The sequence below is a fragment of the Bradyrhizobium sp. USDA 3240 genome, assembly GCF_054063295.1.
The window spans coordinates 1,625,467-1,642,701 of record NZ_JBSSGD010000002.1 but is presented as its reverse complement, the minus strand read 5'-3'; the positions used below and the strand labels follow the sequence as shown (position 1 = coordinate 1,642,701).

The following is a 17,235-nucleotide window of genomic DNA, read 5'->3' as shown; positions in this document are numbered from 1 at the left end:
GCTTTGCTTGGGTCGCGCAGATTCACCCCTAACTGCGCACAGCCAGCCCCACTGAAGCTGCTGGCAGGCGTAAGCTGGCAGCTTCTTTGGGCGGGGGTGTTTGGTCGAGGCCTGTAGATCCTGATGAGAACCTACTACTTCGACACGAAGGACGGTATCCCGGTCCGTGATCGGGTCGGACTTGAATTCGCGAACGTCGACGCCGCGATCACGCACAGCAAGCAGATGGCGAGCAGGCTTCGAAGCGAGAACCCCTCTGGCGACGTCGATCGGCACGTGGTGGTCATCGACGAGTGGGGTAAGGAAATTCACCGGGAGGCGATCTATCGTGCCTGAAAACCGAGCTGGCGCCTAATCTGGTGACCCCCAAGGCACCATGGGCACGGTCATCGGGGCGCCGGCCTACAGGGGCTGATCGTCTTCCGTCGAAGGCTCTTCCTCCAACGAGACAAAGTCGCCGCCGCCATAGTCCTCCTCCGGCGGCGGGTAGGTGATTTTCACCAATTGGTCGTCGACCCGCTTCACGCCCGCAACGTTCTCCACCGCAACGGTCGTGGCGTTGCGCGCATTGTCGTTCCGGATGTTACCGCGCAAGCTGACGACCCCGTCGCGCACACTCACGTTCAGTGCAGCGGGCCGCCAGGGCGCATGCGCCAGTGCCGCAATGACGGATGCGCAAATCTGGTCGTCGTTGCCGGAAGAGGAGGATAGGTCGAGGCGAAGGTTCGCGATGGCGGTCATGAAATCCGTGCGTGTGACCATCCCGACCAGCTTTGTATCACGCACGACCGGGAATCGCGTGACGCCGTGCGATTCCATGAGTTGAACGACCTGCTCGAGCGGGGTGTCCTCCTCGATAGTAATCGGGTTGGGCGACATGATCTGATTGACCGTGCGGCCGTGTTGGCGGGCGAAGTCGAGCGCGACCTGGTTCGTGCCCGCGAGCATCGCAAGCCAGCGGCCGCGGTGTTTCACCGTTCCCACTTCCACGCGCCGGATGAAATCACCGTCGGACAGGATCCCGACGAGGGTTCCATCGCGATCGACGACAGGAAGGCCGCTGATGTGATGGGACAGCATCGTCTTGATGGCATCGATCACCGATGCATCGGCATCGATTGTGATGACGTTCCGTGACATGATCTCCCGTACGCGCACGACGTAGATCCTCCGACATGAGCTGACAAACCCCAGCTAACTCCTGGAAGGAGCAACGTGTGTTGATCCTTATCAACCGGACGATCGTGCAATTGCGCTGATATGCCCGGCATTGGGCAGGCAATCGAGTTGGGCAAGCCGCCCACAGTTGGTGACGGTCCGTGATTTCTGATTGTTCAACCCCCGCCATGGTCGCAATCTAGACCGCTCGGCTATGCCGGGCCGCGGCGTGGCCAAGGTGAGCGTCGAACGCCGAGGCGACGCTTCGGACCAGGAATTCCGCGTCATTGTTAATCGAGAGGCGATCACCCATCATCGTCACGGCGCCGTCAGAGATCAGCCTGTCGAGCCGGGAACGATCAACGACGGCTGAACCAAGATCCCAGCGGTGCCGGCGGCACATACCCGGCAGGTCGACGGCCATGTCGCACATGATGCGTTCGATGATGTCGGCACGGAAACGGTCCTCTGCGGTCAGCATGTAGCCCTTGACGGTGGCAAGCCGGTCCTCGGCGATGCGCGCAAGGTAGTCGCGTGTCGCGACAGCATTCTGCACGAAGCCCTGCGGCATGCGGCCGATTGCGCTGGCGCCCAGACCAATCAGGGTCTCGGCAGAATCGTCCGTATAGCCTTGGAAGTTACGCCGCAGCCGGCCCTCGCGCTTTGCCATGGCCAGATTGTCGCCAGGGAGCGCGAAGTGGTCGAGGCCGATGCGGATGTATCCGGCATCGGTAAGCGCCTGCGCGATTGCTTCGGACTGACAATGCCGCTCGAGACTATCCGGAAGCGACGCTTCGTCGATCGTGCGCTGGTGCTTCTTGAAGGAGGGAATATGGGCATATCCGAACACGGAAAACCGGTCAGGCCGAAGCGCGACGCATTTGTCGACAGTATCCAGGCAGGAGGCGACAGTCTGAGAGGGCAGGCCGTAGAGCAGGTCGAAGTTGATGCGGCTGACGGCGGCGCGGCGCAGCCGCTCGAGCGCTTCCGCGGTCTGCTCAAGGCTCTGCGAACGATTGATGGCGTGCTGAACGACAGGATCGAAGCTCTGGACGCCAAGGCTCGCGCGGTTGACGCCGCTGTAGCCCAATGCCTCCGCCATCGGCTCGGTCAGGGTGCGCGGATCGATCTCGACGGCGATCTCGGTGTCGGGCTGCACGAAGAACGAGTAACGCAGCGCGCCGACGAGATCAGCGAAGGTTTCGGGCGTCATGATCGTCGGGGTGCCGCCACCGAAATGGATGTGGGAGACGGGCAGTCGCTGGCCGATCGCTTCCGCGACTAGGTGCGCCTCGGTGCGAAGGCCGGCGGCGTAGAGGGCGATCGGTTCGTCGCGATTGGTGATGGAGGTGTGGCACCCGCAGTACCAGCACATCGACCGGCAGAACGGTACATGCAGGTAGATCGAAGCCGGCCGGCGGGCTGGAACCGACCTGAGCCATGACCTGTAATCAGTCTCGCCGACCTCCGCAGAAAAATGCGGAGCCGTGGGATAGCTGGTGTAGCGCGGCAGCTTGTCCTGCCCATAGGTGATCGCCAGGTTCGACCGCATTCGATTCCTTGCCTCTTACTCGCGGCCGGTCATCGGAGTCTGGAGCGCCCTTCGCTCACGCCGCCATGATCCGGTTCGACATCGCACACTTGCGCAGTTCCACCCGTCGCGAGGTCGGAAGTGAGATCACGCCGTTCTGCTCGAGCTGGGTAAAGGTGCGTGACACCGTTTCGATCGTCAGACCGAGATAGTCCGCGATATCCTGGCGCGACATCGGAAGCTCGATGGCGGCATTCTTGAAGGCGCGGCGCGCCATGTCATGAAGGAAGCCGACGACCCGATCTTCGGCGCTGCAGATCAGGAGCATCAGATGCTCCTGGAAACGGCGCAGCTCCTGGGCCGTCGCATCCCACAGCTGCCGTGCCAGATCCTTTTCGTTGCCGGCACGGACCATGAGCGCGGCGCGCTTGACCACGATGATCCGGGCCTCGGAGACGGCCTCAGCCGAGGAGATATGCGTCTCGCCGGCCTCGAAGCCGAAGATATCGCCGGGGAGATAAAAAGCGCCGATCTGGCGACGCCCGTCTTCCAGAATACTGTAAGTTCGGACGGCGCCGGAGACGACCTGGTAGAGATATTCCGAGGCCTCATCCTCGCCGTAAATCTCGCTGTTGCGTGCGAACCGCATCGGCGTCCCAATCATGCCGAAGGGCCCTTCAACGCGCGCCTGTCGGTTGAGGATGCTGGTCGGGTGACGGCTGTTCTCGATAGAAATGGCGTTCTGGGTCTGCATGGCGGCACTCCATGGATGGGAAGATCGATGGAGGCAGATTGATCGCATCTCCTGGATCGGGAAATTTGGATATTTCCCCTAAGTAGAAGTCACTTACGTATTTATACGTAGGTGCCGGACAAAGTAGCCGCCGCGCGCCGAGACATCGGTCGCGCGGCGCGTCGCTCAAGAGGAGAGGCTAGCGGCCGTTCTTGTCGGGATGGGCAGCGCGTGTGGTGGCTCGATTCCCGTCCTCTTCCCGAAGCCAGCGCGTCGTGCTGCGATCGGTCAGCGCGAGCGCGAGCGCAAAGATCCCGAAGATGAGACAGACGGCAGAGACGACAAGCAGTGTGCTCATTGCCATGTTGGGCTCCTCGACTTGAATCAACCTGCCGCCTTGATGTCCTCCGGCGACTCCACGTAGTAGCCGGAATAACCGTCGACGAAGCAGAGGTGATCATGGACCTCCTTGACGCCCGAGGTGTTCTCGGCGAGCACGATCGCGGCCTGACGCGCGCGGTCATCGAAGATCAGACCGTTCAGATGCACGACGCCGTTGCGCACCCAGACCTGGAAGCCGGCCGGGCGCCAGCCGGTGGCGTTGATTTCGCGCAGGATCCGTTCGCGGATATGGCTGTCGTCGGCGGTCGGGTCGGGAACTTCGCGCGCCAGCGATGCGACAGCCTGCAGGATGTCCGCCCGGGTGACGATTCCGACCATGGTCTTGCCGTTCACGACCGGTACCCGCTTCACGCCATGCTTGTGCATCAGATGCACGATCTCCTCAATCGGCGTCTGCTCCTCTACGGTGATCGGGGTCGCCGTCATGACATCTTCGACCTTGCGGCCGCGCTCATGCACGAAATCGGTCGCGGCGCGACCCGCCCCCGTGAACAGTTCCAGCCATGCTGAGCGCTTGTGTCCTGTGCCGATCTCGCTGCGTTCCAGGAAATCTCCCTCGGACACCATGCCCCTGAGGGTGCCGTCTTCGTCCATCACCGGCAGACCGCTGAGATGGCATCGCAGCATGATGTTGGCCGCATCCAGGATCTTCGTGTGCGGGCTGACGGCGATGATGTGCTTGGTCATGATCTGATGCGCACGCATGTTTGGACCTCCGTGTTGAGAAATGAACAATAAAGCTTCGCGTGTCCCGCACGTTGACCTGGCTCAACGCTCTGCCGGGCCGCGCTCCAGAGATTTCAAGAACAGGATGAAATCGCCCACTTGGTCCGGCTCGAAGCTGAACTGGGGCATGGTCGGATGGCCAGTGATGATTCCTTCCGCCAGCGACTCTTGCAGCATCTCAACCGGATAGCGCTCGTGCAAGGTCCGGAACGGCGGAGCTATCTTCAGCGGGCTCGGGCTGACCCGGTCGATCGAATGGCAGCGGGCGCAGTAAAACTGCGCCAGGCGCCGGCCTTGTGCCTCGTCGGCAGCGGCCGAGGTCAGCGCGGCGCAGATCGCGCCGATAACGGCGAGGCCGCGAGCGACATGACGCAGAAATGTCCTGGCAGGATGTTTCACGAGACGGCTCGCGCTTAGTGGGACATCAGGACGGGAATGGTCATTGCGCGGAGCATGTTGCGCGTCACACCGCCGAGCAGAGTTTCCTGCAAGCGGGAGTGGCCGTATCCGCCCATCACCAGAAGGTCGAGGCTCTCATCCGCCGCGATCGACACCAGGATCGACTGAACTTCTGACCTGGACGCCGCCAACGACGTGATCTTGGCCGGCAGCCCTTCCTTTGCGAGATACCGCACCAGATGATCGGTGGAGGCTTCTGAGGGAATTGGATCGGTGCCATCGATGGTGATGATAGCGAGAGCATCAGCCGCGCGCAGCAACGGCATCGCGTCATGGAGGGCGCGGGCAGCAAGCCGGCTGCCGTCCCAGCAGATCCCGATTCGTTTCGCCGAGAATGCGCCATGGAACGTGTAGGGCATGAACAGGACGGGACCACCGGCCTGGAATAATAGCTCCCGTGGAATCACGTTGTCGTAGCTGTTGTACTCGCCCTGCGGCTGCACCGCCACGGTCAGGTCATGCAGTCGCGCGCTGGCGCAGATCATCTCGCGCGCATCGATGGGGAGCGCCCCTACGGCGCGGGTTGCGTAGGATATCCCAGCATTTCGCGCCTCGATCTCGAAGACGCGCAGCGCTGCCTCGGCGCGTTCCAGGGCCTGTGCATGTTCAGCGTCGAACAGCGAGGCTACCGCCACGCTCCCTTCGACGACGAACGGTACGCTGGCAGTTTCGTAGCCGATCGCCATTGCGTCGAGATGCGCGCTCGTGCCGAGCGCGAGCGAGACTGATCCGTCGACCGCTGGACGTGGCGACAGCTCCGTCGGAATGTGGACGAGGATGTTCTTGAACATGGCCGTTCTCCAAGGGGGTGGAAAAGCAAGTGCCATCAGAGCACGGATCGAGGCTGGCCAATTTGATCTGCCTCATGCGCGTTCGTGGATTCTGATTGAGCGAGATCAATTCATCGCACGCGCACTTCGCGCAAACGTTACGTCCAGCTTGGAGGAGCCGGCATGGTGCGCGTCGCATTGGTTACGGGTGGAAGCAGGGGAATTGGCGCCGCGATCTCGCGGGCCCTCGCTGCTGCCGGATGTCGGGTTGCGGCCTGCTATGCCGGAAACGCAGGGGCCGCATGGTCGTTTCAGGATCAGACCGGAATTCCCCTATTCCAATGGGATGTCGCGAACTTCAAGGCCTGCGCAGCCGGTGTCCGTGAGGTGGAGGCGGCGCTGGGCCCAATCGACGTCCTGGTCAACAACGCCGGTATCGTGCGCGACGCCACACTACACCGAATGACCAAGCCGCAATGGGACGCGGTGATCCGAACCGATCTCGATTCGTTGTTCAACATGTGCCGGCCCCTCATCGAGGGCATGCGGGCGCGCAAGTTCGGGCGGATCATCAACATCTCGTCGATCAATGGGCAGAAGGGTCAGATCGGCCAGACGAACTATGCCGCGGCGAAGGCGGCCGAGCTTGGCTTCACCCGCGCGCTCGCGCTCGAAAGCGCGCGGTTCGGAATCACGGTCAATGCGATCTGTCCGGGCTACATCAATACCGAGATGCTGGCCGCCGTGCCCGCCGATGTCATGCAGAACTCCATCCTGCCGCAGATCCCGGTCGGGCGGCTAGGACAGCCGGAAGAAATTGCCCGTGCCGTTGCGTTTCTTGCCGCCGACGAAGCAGGGTTCATCACGGGTTCGACGCTGTCGATCAATGGCGGCCAACACATGTGCTGAATGGGAGAGATGACAATGCTCGCAACCGATGTGATGCGCAGTTCATTCGCGTCGATCAAGCCGACCACCACAGTGCTCAGTGCCGTCGAGCTGCTGCTTGAAACCGATCAGCGCGGCCTGCCGGTGATCGACGACGTCGGCGACCTCGTCGGCATGGTGTCGGAGGGCGATTTCCTCCACCGAGACGAGCTTGGTATCAGCCCGCCGTCAGGAAACTGGCTGGAGGCTCTGCTTGGCATTGCGGAGAATTCACCCGAACGCGAGCGCATGCGCACCGTGCAGGTCGGCTCGCTCATGAGTTGTTCACCGATTACCGTCGATCTCGAGGCATCGATCGAGGACGTCGTCGCGCAGATGGATGTCTACAATGTCGCCCAGATTCCGGTGCTTTGCGCCAGAACGGTCGTTGGTATTGTCAGTCGCAGGGAGCTGCTTGCGGCATTGGCGCGCCGATTGAGAGAAGTAGAAAAGGCTAGCACCGGAGTTACTTCATGAGCGAGATGACCCTGCAATCACATGCGCATGCTGTCGTCTGGATCGATCACCTTGTTGCGAAGGTTTTCGGCGTTGGGTTGACCGGCGTCAGCGCGACGGCCGTCTATGCGCAGTTGCCGTCGCAGCATCTGCATCACAAGGCCAACACGATCGGCGATGGTCGCGTCCAGGTCGATGCGACATTTCTTGCCAGGGTGGGCGCGGCCGTAAGCGGTTGCAGCGATTTGCTCGTCATCGGTCCAGGTATCGAGAAGGCCGAGCTGACGCAATATCTCAAGGCGGAGCGGCCCGACCTCAATTTGCATGTCGAGCCGAGCGATCATCCCACCGACGCCGAGATCGTGGCGCTGGGTCGCAAGCGATCCCGCCTCGGCTGAGCGGCAAGCGCCGGCGTCTGAGCAGATGCCAGACCGAAAGATAGATTGCGCCCGAGCTCATCCAGCTCGAGCAAGGAGGCGAGCGATGACAGTCCATGCAATTCTCGACCAGCCCACAACTCCTGCCAATGACGATGTGACGGGTGTCGGAACGCCTGCTTTAGTACAACCCGCAGTCGGGCCGTTGACCGGTGCCGAATCGCTCGACCAACTCGTTCACGCGGCGATGGCGCGATGGACCGGGGGGCTTTCACCGGCCGGCCTCGCGCTCGCCTTCGCCGATTGGCAACTCCACCTTGCGGCCTCACCCGGCAAACGGCTTCAACTCGCGCTGAATGCGCTAGCTGACGGCGCGCGCTTCGCGCGCATGGTGTCGACGCCGCATGCTGCCTGGCAGCCCTGGTTCATGGTCAAGCCTCAACCGGGTGACAACCGATTTGCCGGCCAGGACTGGACATTGCCGGCCTTCAACGTCATGGCGCAGGCATTCCTGCTGGGTGAGCAAGGGTGGCATTCGGCGGCCAGCGGCCTGCACGGCGTCTCAAAGGCAAATGCAGCGGTCGTAGATTTTACCGTCCGGCAATGCCTCGATGTTGTTTCGCCGTCCAACTTTCCGTTCAGCAACCCCGACGTCCTGCGCGAGGCCATGGATTCGGGTGGCGGCAACTTCGTGTCGGGCTGGCATAACTGGTTGGAAGACTGCAGGGATCTGTTGAGTGCCAAGCCGTCCGGACCGGCCCCATTTGTGGTCGGCAAGGACGTCGCCGCGACCAAGGGCAAGGTTGTCTACCGGAATGAGCTGATCGAGCTCATCCAATACGTGCCCGCAACAGCCGACGTTTGCCCCGAGCCGGTGTTGATCGTGCCGGCCTGGATCATGAAATATTACATCCTCGATCTCTCGCCGCAGAATTCGCTCGTACGGTTCCTGGTCGAGCGCGGCTTCACCGTGTTCATGATCTCGTGGCGAAATCCGGAGCCGGCCGATCGTGAACTTGGTCTCGATCACTATCGCAAGCTTGGGATCGACGCTGCGATCGACGTGATCAATCAGCTTGTTCCCGAACGTCCGATCCATGCCGCTGGCTACTGCCTCGGTGGGACGCTGCTCGCAATCGCAGCAGCTCGGCTGCAGAGGGAGCGGCACGGCTGCCTGCGCTCGGTAACGCTCTTGGCAGCCCAGGTCGATTTCACCGACGCCGGCGAACTGACGCTCTTCATCAATGAAAGCCAGATCGCGTTCCTCGAGGATATGATGCGGCAGCGCGGCGTGCTCGATACGGCGCAGATGGCCGGGGCGTTCCAGTTGCTGCGGTCGAACGACATGATCTGGTCGCGCCTGGTCCGCGATTATCTCATGGGCGAGCGCGCTGCGCCGAGTGACCTGATGTCATGGAACGCGGACGCAACCCGCATGCCCTACCGGATGCATTCGGACTATCTGCGCAAGCTGTTTCTCAACAACGACCTTGCCGAAGGCCGCTATTCGGTGGACGGACAGCCGGTGGCGCTTTCCGATCTTCGTGCCCCCATGTTCGCGGTCGGCACTGTCCGCGATCACGTCGCGCCCTGGCGGTCGGTTCACAAAATTCACCTGTTGGCCGATGCCGATATCACCTTCGTGCTGGCGAGCGGCGGTCACAACGCCGGCATCGTTGCTCCACCGTCGGAGGAGGGGCACAGCTATCAGTTATTGGAGAAGAAGGCGGATCAACCCTATGTCGGCCCCGACGAGTGGCTGCGGACGGCGGTGAATCGCGACGGATCCTGGTGGCTGGAGTGGGTTCGCTTCCTCACGGCGCATTCCGGTGTGTGGGTGCCGGCGCAATCGGTGCTTCACGCGCCCGAAGGCGTATCGTCGCTTGGTGATGCGCCGGGACAGTACGTCCTCCAGCATTGAACGTCGCACCGGCTTGATCTGTCGCAAATCCTCACCGCCGCGAGCCGTTACGATGAAAAGGTCGCATCAGGTTGCAGCGAGGAAGCCATGAGTCTGATCCTCCGCGTTTTCTTCATACTAGCGGGAGCCATCACCGCGTTGTTCGTCGCGCGCGATTCTCTGAACTTTGATGTCATGCAAATGTTCGTGGCTATCCTGCTGGTGATCGGGCTCCTGTTGGCCGGTAGCCTCTGGAGCCTGTGGCGGCAAACGTGACAGCTCGAGCTCGGTCGATGGCCTTAGGATTTGGGCGTCCGCCATCGTTCGCCGGTATCCGCCATTCCCCGCTAATATTGCACTTCACGTACGCGCTGAATCGGTGATGCAGTAGGGCTTGAAACGACTGAGCGCGCCGAGGGCCGGCTGTTCAAGGCCGGCCCTCGGAAAGCAGATGGCGGATTTCGTCGACGCGTCCGGAATGGAAACGTCTATCGTCCTTCGAGCCCGGAAGAGCCCTTGGTGATGTTCATGAACATCAGGGCTATTGCAGATGCAGCAGCAAGAAATGCCGCGGTCCATCTGACGGTGGAGACGGCAAAGGCGGCGTCAAGCCGCCAGCTTGTGGGTACCGGCTCCGTCGAGGCAAGCGGTACCACATCCGGAAAGTACCAATTGCAGAATAGAGCGAGCACGACCGCGAGGATCGCACTACCGACAAAGACGAAGGTTAATCGCCGTTTCATGGAACTCCTCCTGTCAATGGGAGAATGTTGCCAGACCTGACGGCATCGGCCAATTCAGGAGTTTCCCTTAGGCGATGTACCGCTCGCCCCGTCCGTTGGGGGCGCCAGCAGGCGGGAAATACTGCGTTCAAGCGTGGTGGAGGGCGTGCCGGAAGCGTCTACAATATGCCAATCGATCATTCCGGTTTCAATGTTGTCTTGGATCAGGACTACATCGGACGTCGCGTCCGACGCGTCGTTCTGCCGCGATGCCACGCGGTGCAGCCGTGTGGCGCGCCCGGCGGTCAAGAAAATGCCGCGAAAGTCAACTTTTGCGTCGCGAGCAACGGCTTCAGCTGCACCACGTTCCACCGGCTTCAGAAAGGCCGCATCGAGTATTACCGAAGCTCCCTGGCCTAATGTGTGCGCGGCATGCTTGAGCATGGTCTCGTATACGCGGTTCGATGCTTCGGGAGTATAGGTCTCCGCCGATAATGTGGCGTGCTCGGCGACGTGATAGAGCTGCTTGCGAATGACATCCGATCGCAGAACCAAGGCGCCCGGGGGCGGCGCGATCAGATGCGCCATGTCGCGCGCCAGCACGCTCTTGCCGGTACCGGACTTCCCGCCAACTGCAATTAGGCGGGGCGGCTCCGGTTCGATGAGCCGGCGTGCAAGCTCGAAATAGCGCCTCGCTTGGGCGTCGATCGCTTGATCGAGCTGATGTTGCCGTGCCTTGGTGAAGAGCACGTTGGCCCGGATCGCTGCGCGCATTGATAGGAACAGCGGTAGCAAACGCAACGCGCCCGATTGCGTGTCCCAGGCGGTCTGCATGTAGCTATTCAATAGCCTGTCGGCCACGGTCTCCCGTTTGAAGTGCAGCAGGTCCATCAGTGGAAATGCGAGGTCATAGAGGACGTCGGTTGTCGCGATATTGGGGTCAAACTCGATCGCATCGAACAGAATGAACTCGCCGTCGAGCAGGACGATGTTGCCGAGATGTGCATCGCCGTGACAGTGCCGGACCTGCCCAGCGGCGGCGCGGCGGCGCAACGGTTGGAGGTTGCGCGCGAGGGCCGATGGCTCAGTTCGTGCAATCGATCGATTTCCTCCCGGGACAGAGCCGGCGCGGCGCAAAACTGCTCCGTATTTCGGTCAATGATGACCGGCAGCGAGGCAAGCCATGGGGATCCTTCGCGTCCCGTTGCGGTTCGATGGGATTCGAGCAGGATGGCGGCCAGTCTCTCGCCAAGCTCCGGGCGGATTTCATCCCGCTCTGCGAGATGATCGAGTGTCTTGTTCTCGTCGAAGCGAGCCATTTCGACGGCCCATTCGACAACCGGACCGGTCCCCCCGACCACAAGCCCATCGCGCTGGCGCGTGATCGGAACCACCCTGCGATAGATGGCGGGGGCGTGGCGCTTGTTGACCGCAATCTCATCTTCGCAAGCGCGCCGCCGCTTCTCCAATGTCGAGAAGTCGAGATAGGGCAGCTTGACCGCTCGCTTGATCTTCAGGACACGCGAGGGTTCGAGAAGGACGATCGAACAATGGGTGTCGATCCGCTTTACCGGCACGGCCGGCTGGTCAGACCTGGCCAGGAACGACAATACAGCGGCTTGGCCAGTCTCGCCTGTGGCCGCGTCGGGTGCTGATGTCGGCGTTGTCATGGTTTCAAAACGGCTGCGCCGACGAGCCTGCCGTCCCGCAAGCGCGCCAGTGCTTCATTCGCCTGTTCCAAGGGAAAGACGGTGACGTGTGTTCGGACTTCAGCGCTTGCCGCCGTCTTAGGAAAGTCGACGCCATCCTGTCGCGTCAGGTTGGCGACAGAAACGATCTGCCGTTCGCCCCAAAGGATGTCGTAGGGAAAGCTCGGAATATCCGACATGTGAATGCCGGCGCAAACCACGCGTCCGCCTTTACGCAGCGTGCGCAGGGCGAGCGGGACAAGCGGCCCGATCGGGGCATAGATGATTGCGGCATCAAGCTCGGCCGGCGGCCGATCTTCGGAAGCGCCGGCCCAGCGTGCGCCGAGCGATAATGCCAAGTGCTGGGCCTCGGCGTCGCCCGCGCGGGTGAAAGCGTACACATCCCGCCCTTGCCAGCACGCCACTTGCGCCACGATATGTCCGGCCGCGCCAAAACCGTAGATGCCGAGCTTGCGGCCGTCGCCAGCCATCACCAGGGACCGCCAGCCGATCAGACCGGCGCAGAGCAGCGGTGCCAGCTCCGCATCCTCGCCGTCTTCGCCGAGCGGAAAGCAGTAACGCGCGTCTGCCACCAGGTGCGCGGCAAAGCCGCCGTCCCGCGTATAGCCGGTGAACAGGGGAGCGTCGCAGAGGTTTTCCTTGCCCTCCCGGCAGTAGGGACAATGCCCGCAGGTCGATCCAAGCCAGGGAACGCCGACGCGTGTGCCGAGATGCGCATGGTCTACGCCGTCACCGATCGCATCGATACGGCCAACCACCTCATGGCCCGGAACGATCGGATAGGCGATGTCGGGCAGTTCTCCGTCGACGACATGCAGGTCGGTGCGGCAAACGCCGCAGGCGTTGATCTTGACGCGCACCTCGCGCGGGCGGGGAATCGGATCGGGTCGCTCGGTATATTGCAGCCGCGCGCCGCGCGCGGGAAGGATCATGGCGTGCATGACGGAACTCGCTTGGGTATGTGCCGCTCCTTTGATCACATGACATTGGTCCGGTTTTGATCCTGGTCAACGGCCAGGTGGCCGTTCCTGACTAACTTTAGTTTGCAACACTCAAACAGGAGGTACTGATGGCTAACGACGTGATCCCCGTTGGAGCCGAGCGCGCCATGGCGCGGCGGGAAAACAACCCCTTCACGTTTTTGCAGCAGGAGATCGACCGGCTGTTCGACGGTTTCGGCCGCAATTTCCCGGCGTTCGCCGCGCCGCAGGCGATGATGCTGCGCATGGACGTCAGCGAGACCGACAAGACCGTCGAGATCTCCGCCGAGTTGCCCGGCCTCGAGACCAAGGACGTTCAGCTCAACCTCGCCGACAACGTGCTCACGATCCGGGGCGAGAAGAAAAGCGAGCGCCAGGAGAAGGACAAGGACTATCACCTGATCGAGCGCAGCTTCGGCGCGTTCTCACGCTCCGTTGCATTGCCCGAGGGCATCAAGGCGGAGGACGTCAGCGCCGAAATCGCCAAGGGCGTGCTCAAGGTCACCGTCAAGAAGCCGGCTCCCAAGCAAAGCAGGCAGATCGACATCAAGACGGCGGCGTAGCCGCCTTGCTGAGCGCGTCGCTCATCAGGCAGCGACGCGTCCGCGAAATAGTCATCCATCCAAGGGGATCAGCCATGTACGAATTTCTTCAGGAAACGGTTGCGAGCAACATGACGAGGTCGGTACGAAGTGTCGCTCCCGAAATGACCGTGGGCGACCTGTACCGGTTGTTCGCGAAAGACGACTATGACGCCTATCCCGTGCTCCGCGACGATGCCGTGGTCGGTTTCGTCACCAAACTCGATGCCCTGAAGGTGTTCGCGTGTCCGACAGATCACATCTTGCCACGTTACGACGATCGGATGGGAACGACGGTCGATGAGATCATGTCGTCCGACGTCATCGCGGTTGAGCCGGAGACAAGTCTGCAGCGCGTTCTACAGCTGATGGTCGCACATCGGCTCAAGAGCCTCCCCGTGATTGATAAGTATCGCCACCTGGTCGGGATCATTGCTCGTGAGGATGTCATGCGGGCTCTGGCGCGCTGCACGAAGCGGCGGGCGCCTCCGCTCGTTCCTTGCGAGACTGCCCGATGTCTACGTTTGGTCTAGAGCGGGTTCTTTCGCCTCGAACGATCGCGCTTGTCGGTGGCAGTTCGCGTCCATCTTCTCTCGGTCTGGCGGTGCTCATGAACCTCAAGGCGTGCGGCTTTTCCGGCCGCATCGCCGTGGTCAATCCGAACTACGCCGCGATCGACGGCGAGACTACGTCCCTCGATCTCAAGTCACTTCCGTTCGTTCCGGATCTCCTCGCGATCACGGCGCCCGCGGCCGCGATTCCCGGAATCATCTCGGACGCTGCTGCGGTCGGTGTCGCCGCTGCGGTGATCCTGACCGCCGGTCTAGGGCACGGCGCCGGCTCGCTTGCCGAGACGGTCGCGCGGACCGCGCGCATGCACGGCATGCGCCTGATCGGGCCGAACTGCCTCGGCGTCATGGTGCCGCGCGCGAAGCTCAACGCGAGCTTTGCCGCGCATCAGCCTGCCGACGGGCGTCTTGCCCTGATCTCGCAGTCCGGCGCCGTTGCTGCCGCGATGATTGAATGGGCGGCAGAGCGGCGGCTCGGCTTCTCCGGCATTGTATCGATCGGAGACCAGCTCGATGTCGATGTCGCTGATTTGCTCGACTATTTCGCGCAGGACGATCACACCAGCGCGATCCTGCTCTACATCGAGGCCATCAAGGATGCGCGCAAGTTCATGTCGGCCGCCCGTGCCGCGGCGCGGCTCAAACCGCTGATTGTCGTGAAAGCAGGCCGGATGGCGCAGGGCGCCAAGGCCGCGGCCACCCATACCGGCGCGCTGGCCGGTTCGGACGCAGTCTATGACGCGGCGTTCCGCCGGGCCGGCATGCTGCGCGTGTACGACCTTCGGGAATTGTTCGACTGCGCCGAATTGCTTGGCCGCGGCTTCGTTCCGCGCGGCAACCGGCTGTCGATCCTGACCAATGGCGGTGGGCTCGGCATCCTCGCGATCGACCGGCTCGTTGAGCTCGGGGGCGTTCCGGCGAGCTTGTCGGCGGAGACGATTGCGGCGCTCGATCGGGTTCTGCCACAGGGCTGGTCTCGCGCCAACCCCGTTGATATCTCCGGTGACGCCGATGCTGCCCGCTACGTGTCTGCACTCGACGCATTGCTCGAGGACACTAACAGCGACGCCGTGCTGGTCATGAACGTGGAAACGGCGGTCGCGCCGACCGAAGGAATCGCCGAAGCGGTGGCACAATGTGTTCGTGAACGTCGGACCAGGAAGAGTGACGTTGCCGCGCTGGTGCTTGCATCGTGGGATGGTGCCGATGAGCGCACCGCGACAACCTTCGAGGCTGCCCGCGTCCCGCAATTTCCCACCGAAGATGACGCGGTGCGCGCTTTCATGTACTTGGTGAGATATCGCGAGGCCTCCATCGCGCTGGCCGCAACTCCGCCCAGTATCGCCGCGACGTTTGCGCCGGAGACGGTAGCGGCACGGCGCGTGATTGCGAAAGCGCTGTCCGAGGGGCGAGGATGGCTTGACCCTGTTGAAATCGTGGCCCTGTTCGAGGCGTACGAGATTCCGATTGTTCCGACCGTTGTGGCCCGTGATGCCGACGAAGCCGTGGACAAGGCCGCGCCCTTTCTTGCGCAAGGGCTTGCCGTAGTGGTGAAGCTGTTCTCTCGCGACATCAGGCACAAGTCGGACATCGGCGGTGTCATTCTCGGCTTGCGGACTCGCGAGAGCGTCGTAGAGGCGGCCAGATCGGTGCTGGCGCGCGCTCATGCCGCGCGTCCGGATGCTGCCCTGCAAGGTGTGACGATCCAGCCCATGATCGAGCGGCGGGCGGCACGTGAGCTGATCCTCGGCATTGCCGACGATCCGACCTTCGGCCCGGTCATCGTGTTTGGCCGCGGTGGAACCGCGGTCGAGGTGATCGACGACAAGGCGTTGGCGCTGCCACCCCTCGACATGAACCTGGCATGCGACCTCGTGGGCCGCACCCGGGTCTCGCGGCTGCTTGCCGCCTACCGCGACGTACCTGCCGTTCCGGAAAATGTCGTCCCGCTTACCCTCGTCAAGCTGGCGCAGATGGCGGCCGATATTCCGGAAGTCGCAGAGCTCGATATCAATCCGCTGCTGGCGGATGAAACCGGCGTGCTGGCGCTCGACGCGCGCGTCGCAATCCGTAAGCCCGCGCGGCTGTTTGCCGGCCAGACCCGTCTCGCAGTGCGGCCCTATCCGTCGCAGTGGGAGGGTGAGCTTGCCCTGAGGGATGGCTCGCGCGTCGTGGTGCGGCCGTTGCGGCCGGAGGATGAGCCCATGGTGGAGAGCTTCTTCAAGCGAGTGACCGCCGAGGATCTCAGGCTTCGTTTCTTTCAGGCGATGAAGAATTTCTCGCACGCGTTCATTGCGCGGCTGACCCAACTCGACTACGCGCGTGCGATGGCCTTTGCGGCGCTGGATCCGAGCACCGGCGCTATGGTGGGAGCAGTCCAGCTTCATTCGGACTCGCTCTACGAGAATGCCGAGTACGCTATCCTGTTGCAGTCCGATCTCAAGGGCAGAGGATTTGGGTGGGCGCTGATGCAGCTTCTGATTCAGTATGCGCGGTCGGAAGGGCTGAAGCGGCTGTCAGGTGAAGTGCTGGCCGAGAACACCACCATGCTGAACATGTGCCACGAGCTCGGGTTCACGGCCGTGACAGAGCCGACCGACCACCGGATTGTCAATGTCGTCCTCGACCTCTCCCTTCCGGTGGTGGATGCCTTGGGGGCCGACATTCTGATCCGGCGCAGTCGCGATCAAAGCGGCGTGACGGCAACGACACGATAGGGATGCATGCCATCCGCCTCGCGGACGGAGACATACTCGCCGAGTCGGAAGCGCTCATTGCCGAAATGATGGCCGGCTTCATCGGCTGTCGAAGCAGCCACGTCGTAGTGGAAGCGCCAGTTGCCGCCCGGACCATGAACGAGGTGACCGAGCTGATCGTCTTCCGCGGGGCGCTGGCGAACGACGCGGCAGGCCTCGCGGTGGGCTTTCCAGGCTTCGACATCGATCCGCGACGCCGTGTCGAGCGGGGCGACGATGATATAGCCGATCGCGGACGCGCCCTCGGGGTGATCGTGCTCGCGCGCGCGTTCGAGCCGAACCTGCCTGAACGAGTGCGGCAACGCAGTGTTTTGGAGAGGCGTGAAGGCGGCGCGATTCATCAGAAATCTCCCTGAACATGTCCGAGGCTGCCCGGCAACCTATTCAATTCTAGTCCTGCGGCTCGCCAAGCCGTTGATTTGGGTCAAGCGCATGTCTGGGAGCACACGGTGAGGCCGGTTGCGCTGGGTCAAACACAG

21 protein-coding genes are annotated in these 17,235 nt (G+C 62.4%); 10 read left to right on the top strand and 11 right to left on the bottom strand.

Annotated features, from left to right (window positions below; all coding sequences use genetic code 11):
• Positions 1 to 123: 123 nt before the first annotated feature.
• Complete coding sequence (locus ACVIGA_RS08640; protein WP_456666049.1) at positions 124 to 336, top strand: DUF6894 family protein; 213 nt, start codon at positions 124 to 126, stop codon at positions 334 to 336.
• Between the two features lie 66 nt (positions 337 to 402).
• Here the strand turns inward: ACVIGA_RS08640 and ACVIGA_RS08635 are convergent, their stop codons facing one another.
• The 7 genes from ACVIGA_RS08635 to ACVIGA_RS08605 all read right to left on the bottom strand — a co-directional run bounded on the left by ACVIGA_RS08635 (position 403) and on the right by ACVIGA_RS08605 (position 5,800).
• Complete coding sequence (locus tag ACVIGA_RS08635; protein WP_456666048.1) at positions 403 to 1,140, bottom strand: CBS domain-containing protein; 738 nt, start codon at positions 1,138 to 1,140, stop codon at positions 403 to 405.
• 217 nt (positions 1,141 to 1,357) lie between these two features.
• Positions 1,358 to 2,710, bottom strand: a complete 1,353-nt coding sequence (gene hemN, locus ACVIGA_RS08630; protein ID WP_456666047.1) for an oxygen-independent coproporphyrinogen III oxidase — start codon at positions 2,708 to 2,710, stop codon at positions 1,358 to 1,360.
• Positions 2,711 to 2,765: 55 nt separating this feature from the next.
• Positions 2,766 to 3,443: a helix-turn-helix domain-containing protein gene (locus ACVIGA_RS08625; RefSeq protein WP_456666046.1), complete on the bottom strand. Its 678-nt coding sequence runs from the start codon at positions 3,441 to 3,443 to the stop codon at positions 2,766 to 2,768.
• Between the two features lie 178 nt (positions 3,444 to 3,621).
• A complete protein-coding gene (locus ACVIGA_RS08620; RefSeq protein WP_456666045.1) occupies positions 3,622 to 3,786 on the bottom strand; it encodes a hypothetical protein in 165 nt (54 codons plus the stop codon).
• Positions 3,787 to 3,806: 20 nt separating this feature from the next.
• Entirely contained in the window at positions 3,807 to 4,529 is a 723-nt protein-coding gene (locus ACVIGA_RS08615; protein ID WP_456666044.1) for a CBS domain-containing protein, read from the bottom strand.
• 63 nt (positions 4,530 to 4,592) lie between these two features.
• The gene (locus tag ACVIGA_RS08610; protein ID WP_456670767.1) at positions 4,593 to 4,886 is read right to left on the bottom strand and encodes a c-type cytochrome; all 294 of its coding nucleotides are present in this window, start codon (positions 4,884 to 4,886) and stop codon (positions 4,593 to 4,595) included.
• Between the two features lie 77 nt (positions 4,887 to 4,963).
• The gene (locus tag ACVIGA_RS08605; RefSeq protein WP_456666043.1) at positions 4,964 to 5,800 is read right to left on the bottom strand and encodes a universal stress protein; all 837 of its coding nucleotides are present in this window, start codon (positions 5,798 to 5,800) and stop codon (positions 4,964 to 4,966) included.
• Between the two features lie 162 nt (positions 5,801 to 5,962).
• Here ACVIGA_RS08605 and phbB point away from each other — a divergent pair, with 162 nt between their 5' ends.
• The 5 genes from phbB to ACVIGA_RS08580 all read left to right on the top strand — a co-directional run bounded on the left by phbB (position 5,963) and on the right by ACVIGA_RS08580 (position 9,715).
• Positions 5,963 to 6,688 carry an acetoacetyl-CoA reductase gene (gene phbB, locus ACVIGA_RS08600; protein WP_456666042.1) on the top strand — a complete coding sequence of 242 codons (726 nt, stop codon included), beginning with the start codon at positions 5,963 to 5,965 and terminating at the stop codon, positions 6,686 to 6,688.
• 15 nt (positions 6,689 to 6,703) lie between these two features.
• A complete protein-coding gene (locus ACVIGA_RS08595; protein ID WP_456666041.1) occupies positions 6,704 to 7,183 on the top strand; it encodes a CBS domain-containing protein in 480 nt (159 codons plus the stop codon).
• Entirely contained in the window at positions 7,180 to 7,560 is a 381-nt protein-coding gene (locus ACVIGA_RS08590) for a hypothetical protein (protein WP_456666040.1), read from the top strand. The genes ACVIGA_RS08595 and ACVIGA_RS08590 overlap by 4 nt, the downstream gene beginning before the upstream one ends.
• Before the next feature lie 85 nt (positions 7,561 to 7,645).
• Positions 7,646 to 9,460, top strand: coding sequence for a PHA/PHB synthase family protein (locus ACVIGA_RS08585; protein ID WP_456666039.1), 1,815 nt, complete (start codon positions 7,646 to 7,648; stop codon positions 9,458 to 9,460).
• 87 nt (positions 9,461 to 9,547) lie between these two features.
• The gene (locus ACVIGA_RS08580) at positions 9,548 to 9,715 is read left to right on the top strand and encodes a hypothetical protein (protein ID WP_456666038.1); all 168 of its coding nucleotides are present in this window, start codon (positions 9,548 to 9,550) and stop codon (positions 9,713 to 9,715) included.
• A 212-nt stretch (positions 9,716 to 9,927) separates the two neighbouring features.
• On the opposite strand, the gene ACVIGA_RS08575 is transcribed toward ACVIGA_RS08580, so the two are convergent.
• Both ACVIGA_RS08575 and ACVIGA_RS08570 read right to left on the bottom strand, forming a co-directional pair.
• The gene (locus tag ACVIGA_RS08575; protein WP_338692175.1) at positions 9,928 to 10,182 is read right to left on the bottom strand and encodes a hypothetical protein; all 255 of its coding nucleotides are present in this window, start codon (positions 10,180 to 10,182) and stop codon (positions 9,928 to 9,930) included.
• A gap of 54 nt (positions 10,183 to 10,236) precedes the next feature.
• A complete protein-coding gene (locus ACVIGA_RS08570) occupies positions 10,237 to 11,214 on the bottom strand; it encodes an AAA family ATPase (RefSeq protein WP_456666037.1) in 978 nt (325 codons plus the stop codon).
• A 26-nt stretch (positions 11,215 to 11,240) separates the two neighbouring features.
• Here ACVIGA_RS08570 and ACVIGA_RS08565 point away from each other — a divergent pair, with 26 nt between their 5' ends.
• Positions 11,241 to 11,816, top strand: coding sequence for a hypothetical protein (locus ACVIGA_RS08565; RefSeq protein ID WP_456666036.1), 576 nt, complete (start codon positions 11,241 to 11,243; stop codon positions 11,814 to 11,816).
• An 11-nt stretch (positions 11,817 to 11,827) separates the two neighbouring features.
• Here ACVIGA_RS08565 and ACVIGA_RS08560 read toward each other — a convergent pair whose 3' ends face one another.
• Entirely contained in the window at positions 11,828 to 12,811 is a 984-nt protein-coding gene (locus ACVIGA_RS08560) for a zinc-dependent alcohol dehydrogenase family protein (protein WP_456666035.1), read from the bottom strand.
• Between the two features lie 128 nt (positions 12,812 to 12,939).
• On the opposite strand from ACVIGA_RS08560, the gene ACVIGA_RS08555 reads away from it, so the two are divergent.
• The 3 genes from ACVIGA_RS08555 (at position 12,940) to ACVIGA_RS08545 (ending at position 16,717) form a co-directional block, all read left to right on the top strand.
• Positions 12,940 to 13,413 carry an Hsp20/alpha crystallin family protein gene (locus tag ACVIGA_RS08555; RefSeq protein WP_456666034.1) on the top strand — a complete coding sequence of 158 codons (474 nt, stop codon included), beginning with the start codon at positions 12,940 to 12,942 and terminating at the stop codon, positions 13,411 to 13,413.
• 74 nt (positions 13,414 to 13,487) lie between these two features.
• Positions 13,488 to 13,964, top strand: coding sequence for a CBS domain-containing protein (locus ACVIGA_RS08550; protein ID WP_456666033.1), 477 nt, complete (start codon positions 13,488 to 13,490; stop codon positions 13,962 to 13,964).
• Entirely contained in the window at positions 13,946 to 16,717 is a 2,772-nt protein-coding gene (locus tag ACVIGA_RS08545) for a bifunctional acetate--CoA ligase family protein/GNAT family N-acetyltransferase (protein ID WP_456666032.1), read from the top strand. Before ACVIGA_RS08550 ends, ACVIGA_RS08545 begins: the two co-directional genes overlap by 19 nt.
• Here the strand turns inward: ACVIGA_RS08545 and ACVIGA_RS08540 are convergent.
• Positions 16,687 to 17,097: a hypothetical protein gene (locus tag ACVIGA_RS08540; protein ID WP_456666031.1), complete on the bottom strand. Its 411-nt coding sequence runs from the start codon at positions 17,095 to 17,097 to the stop codon at positions 16,687 to 16,689. The genes ACVIGA_RS08545 and ACVIGA_RS08540 overlap by 31 nt on opposite strands.
• Positions 17,098 to 17,235 lie beyond the last annotated feature (138 nt).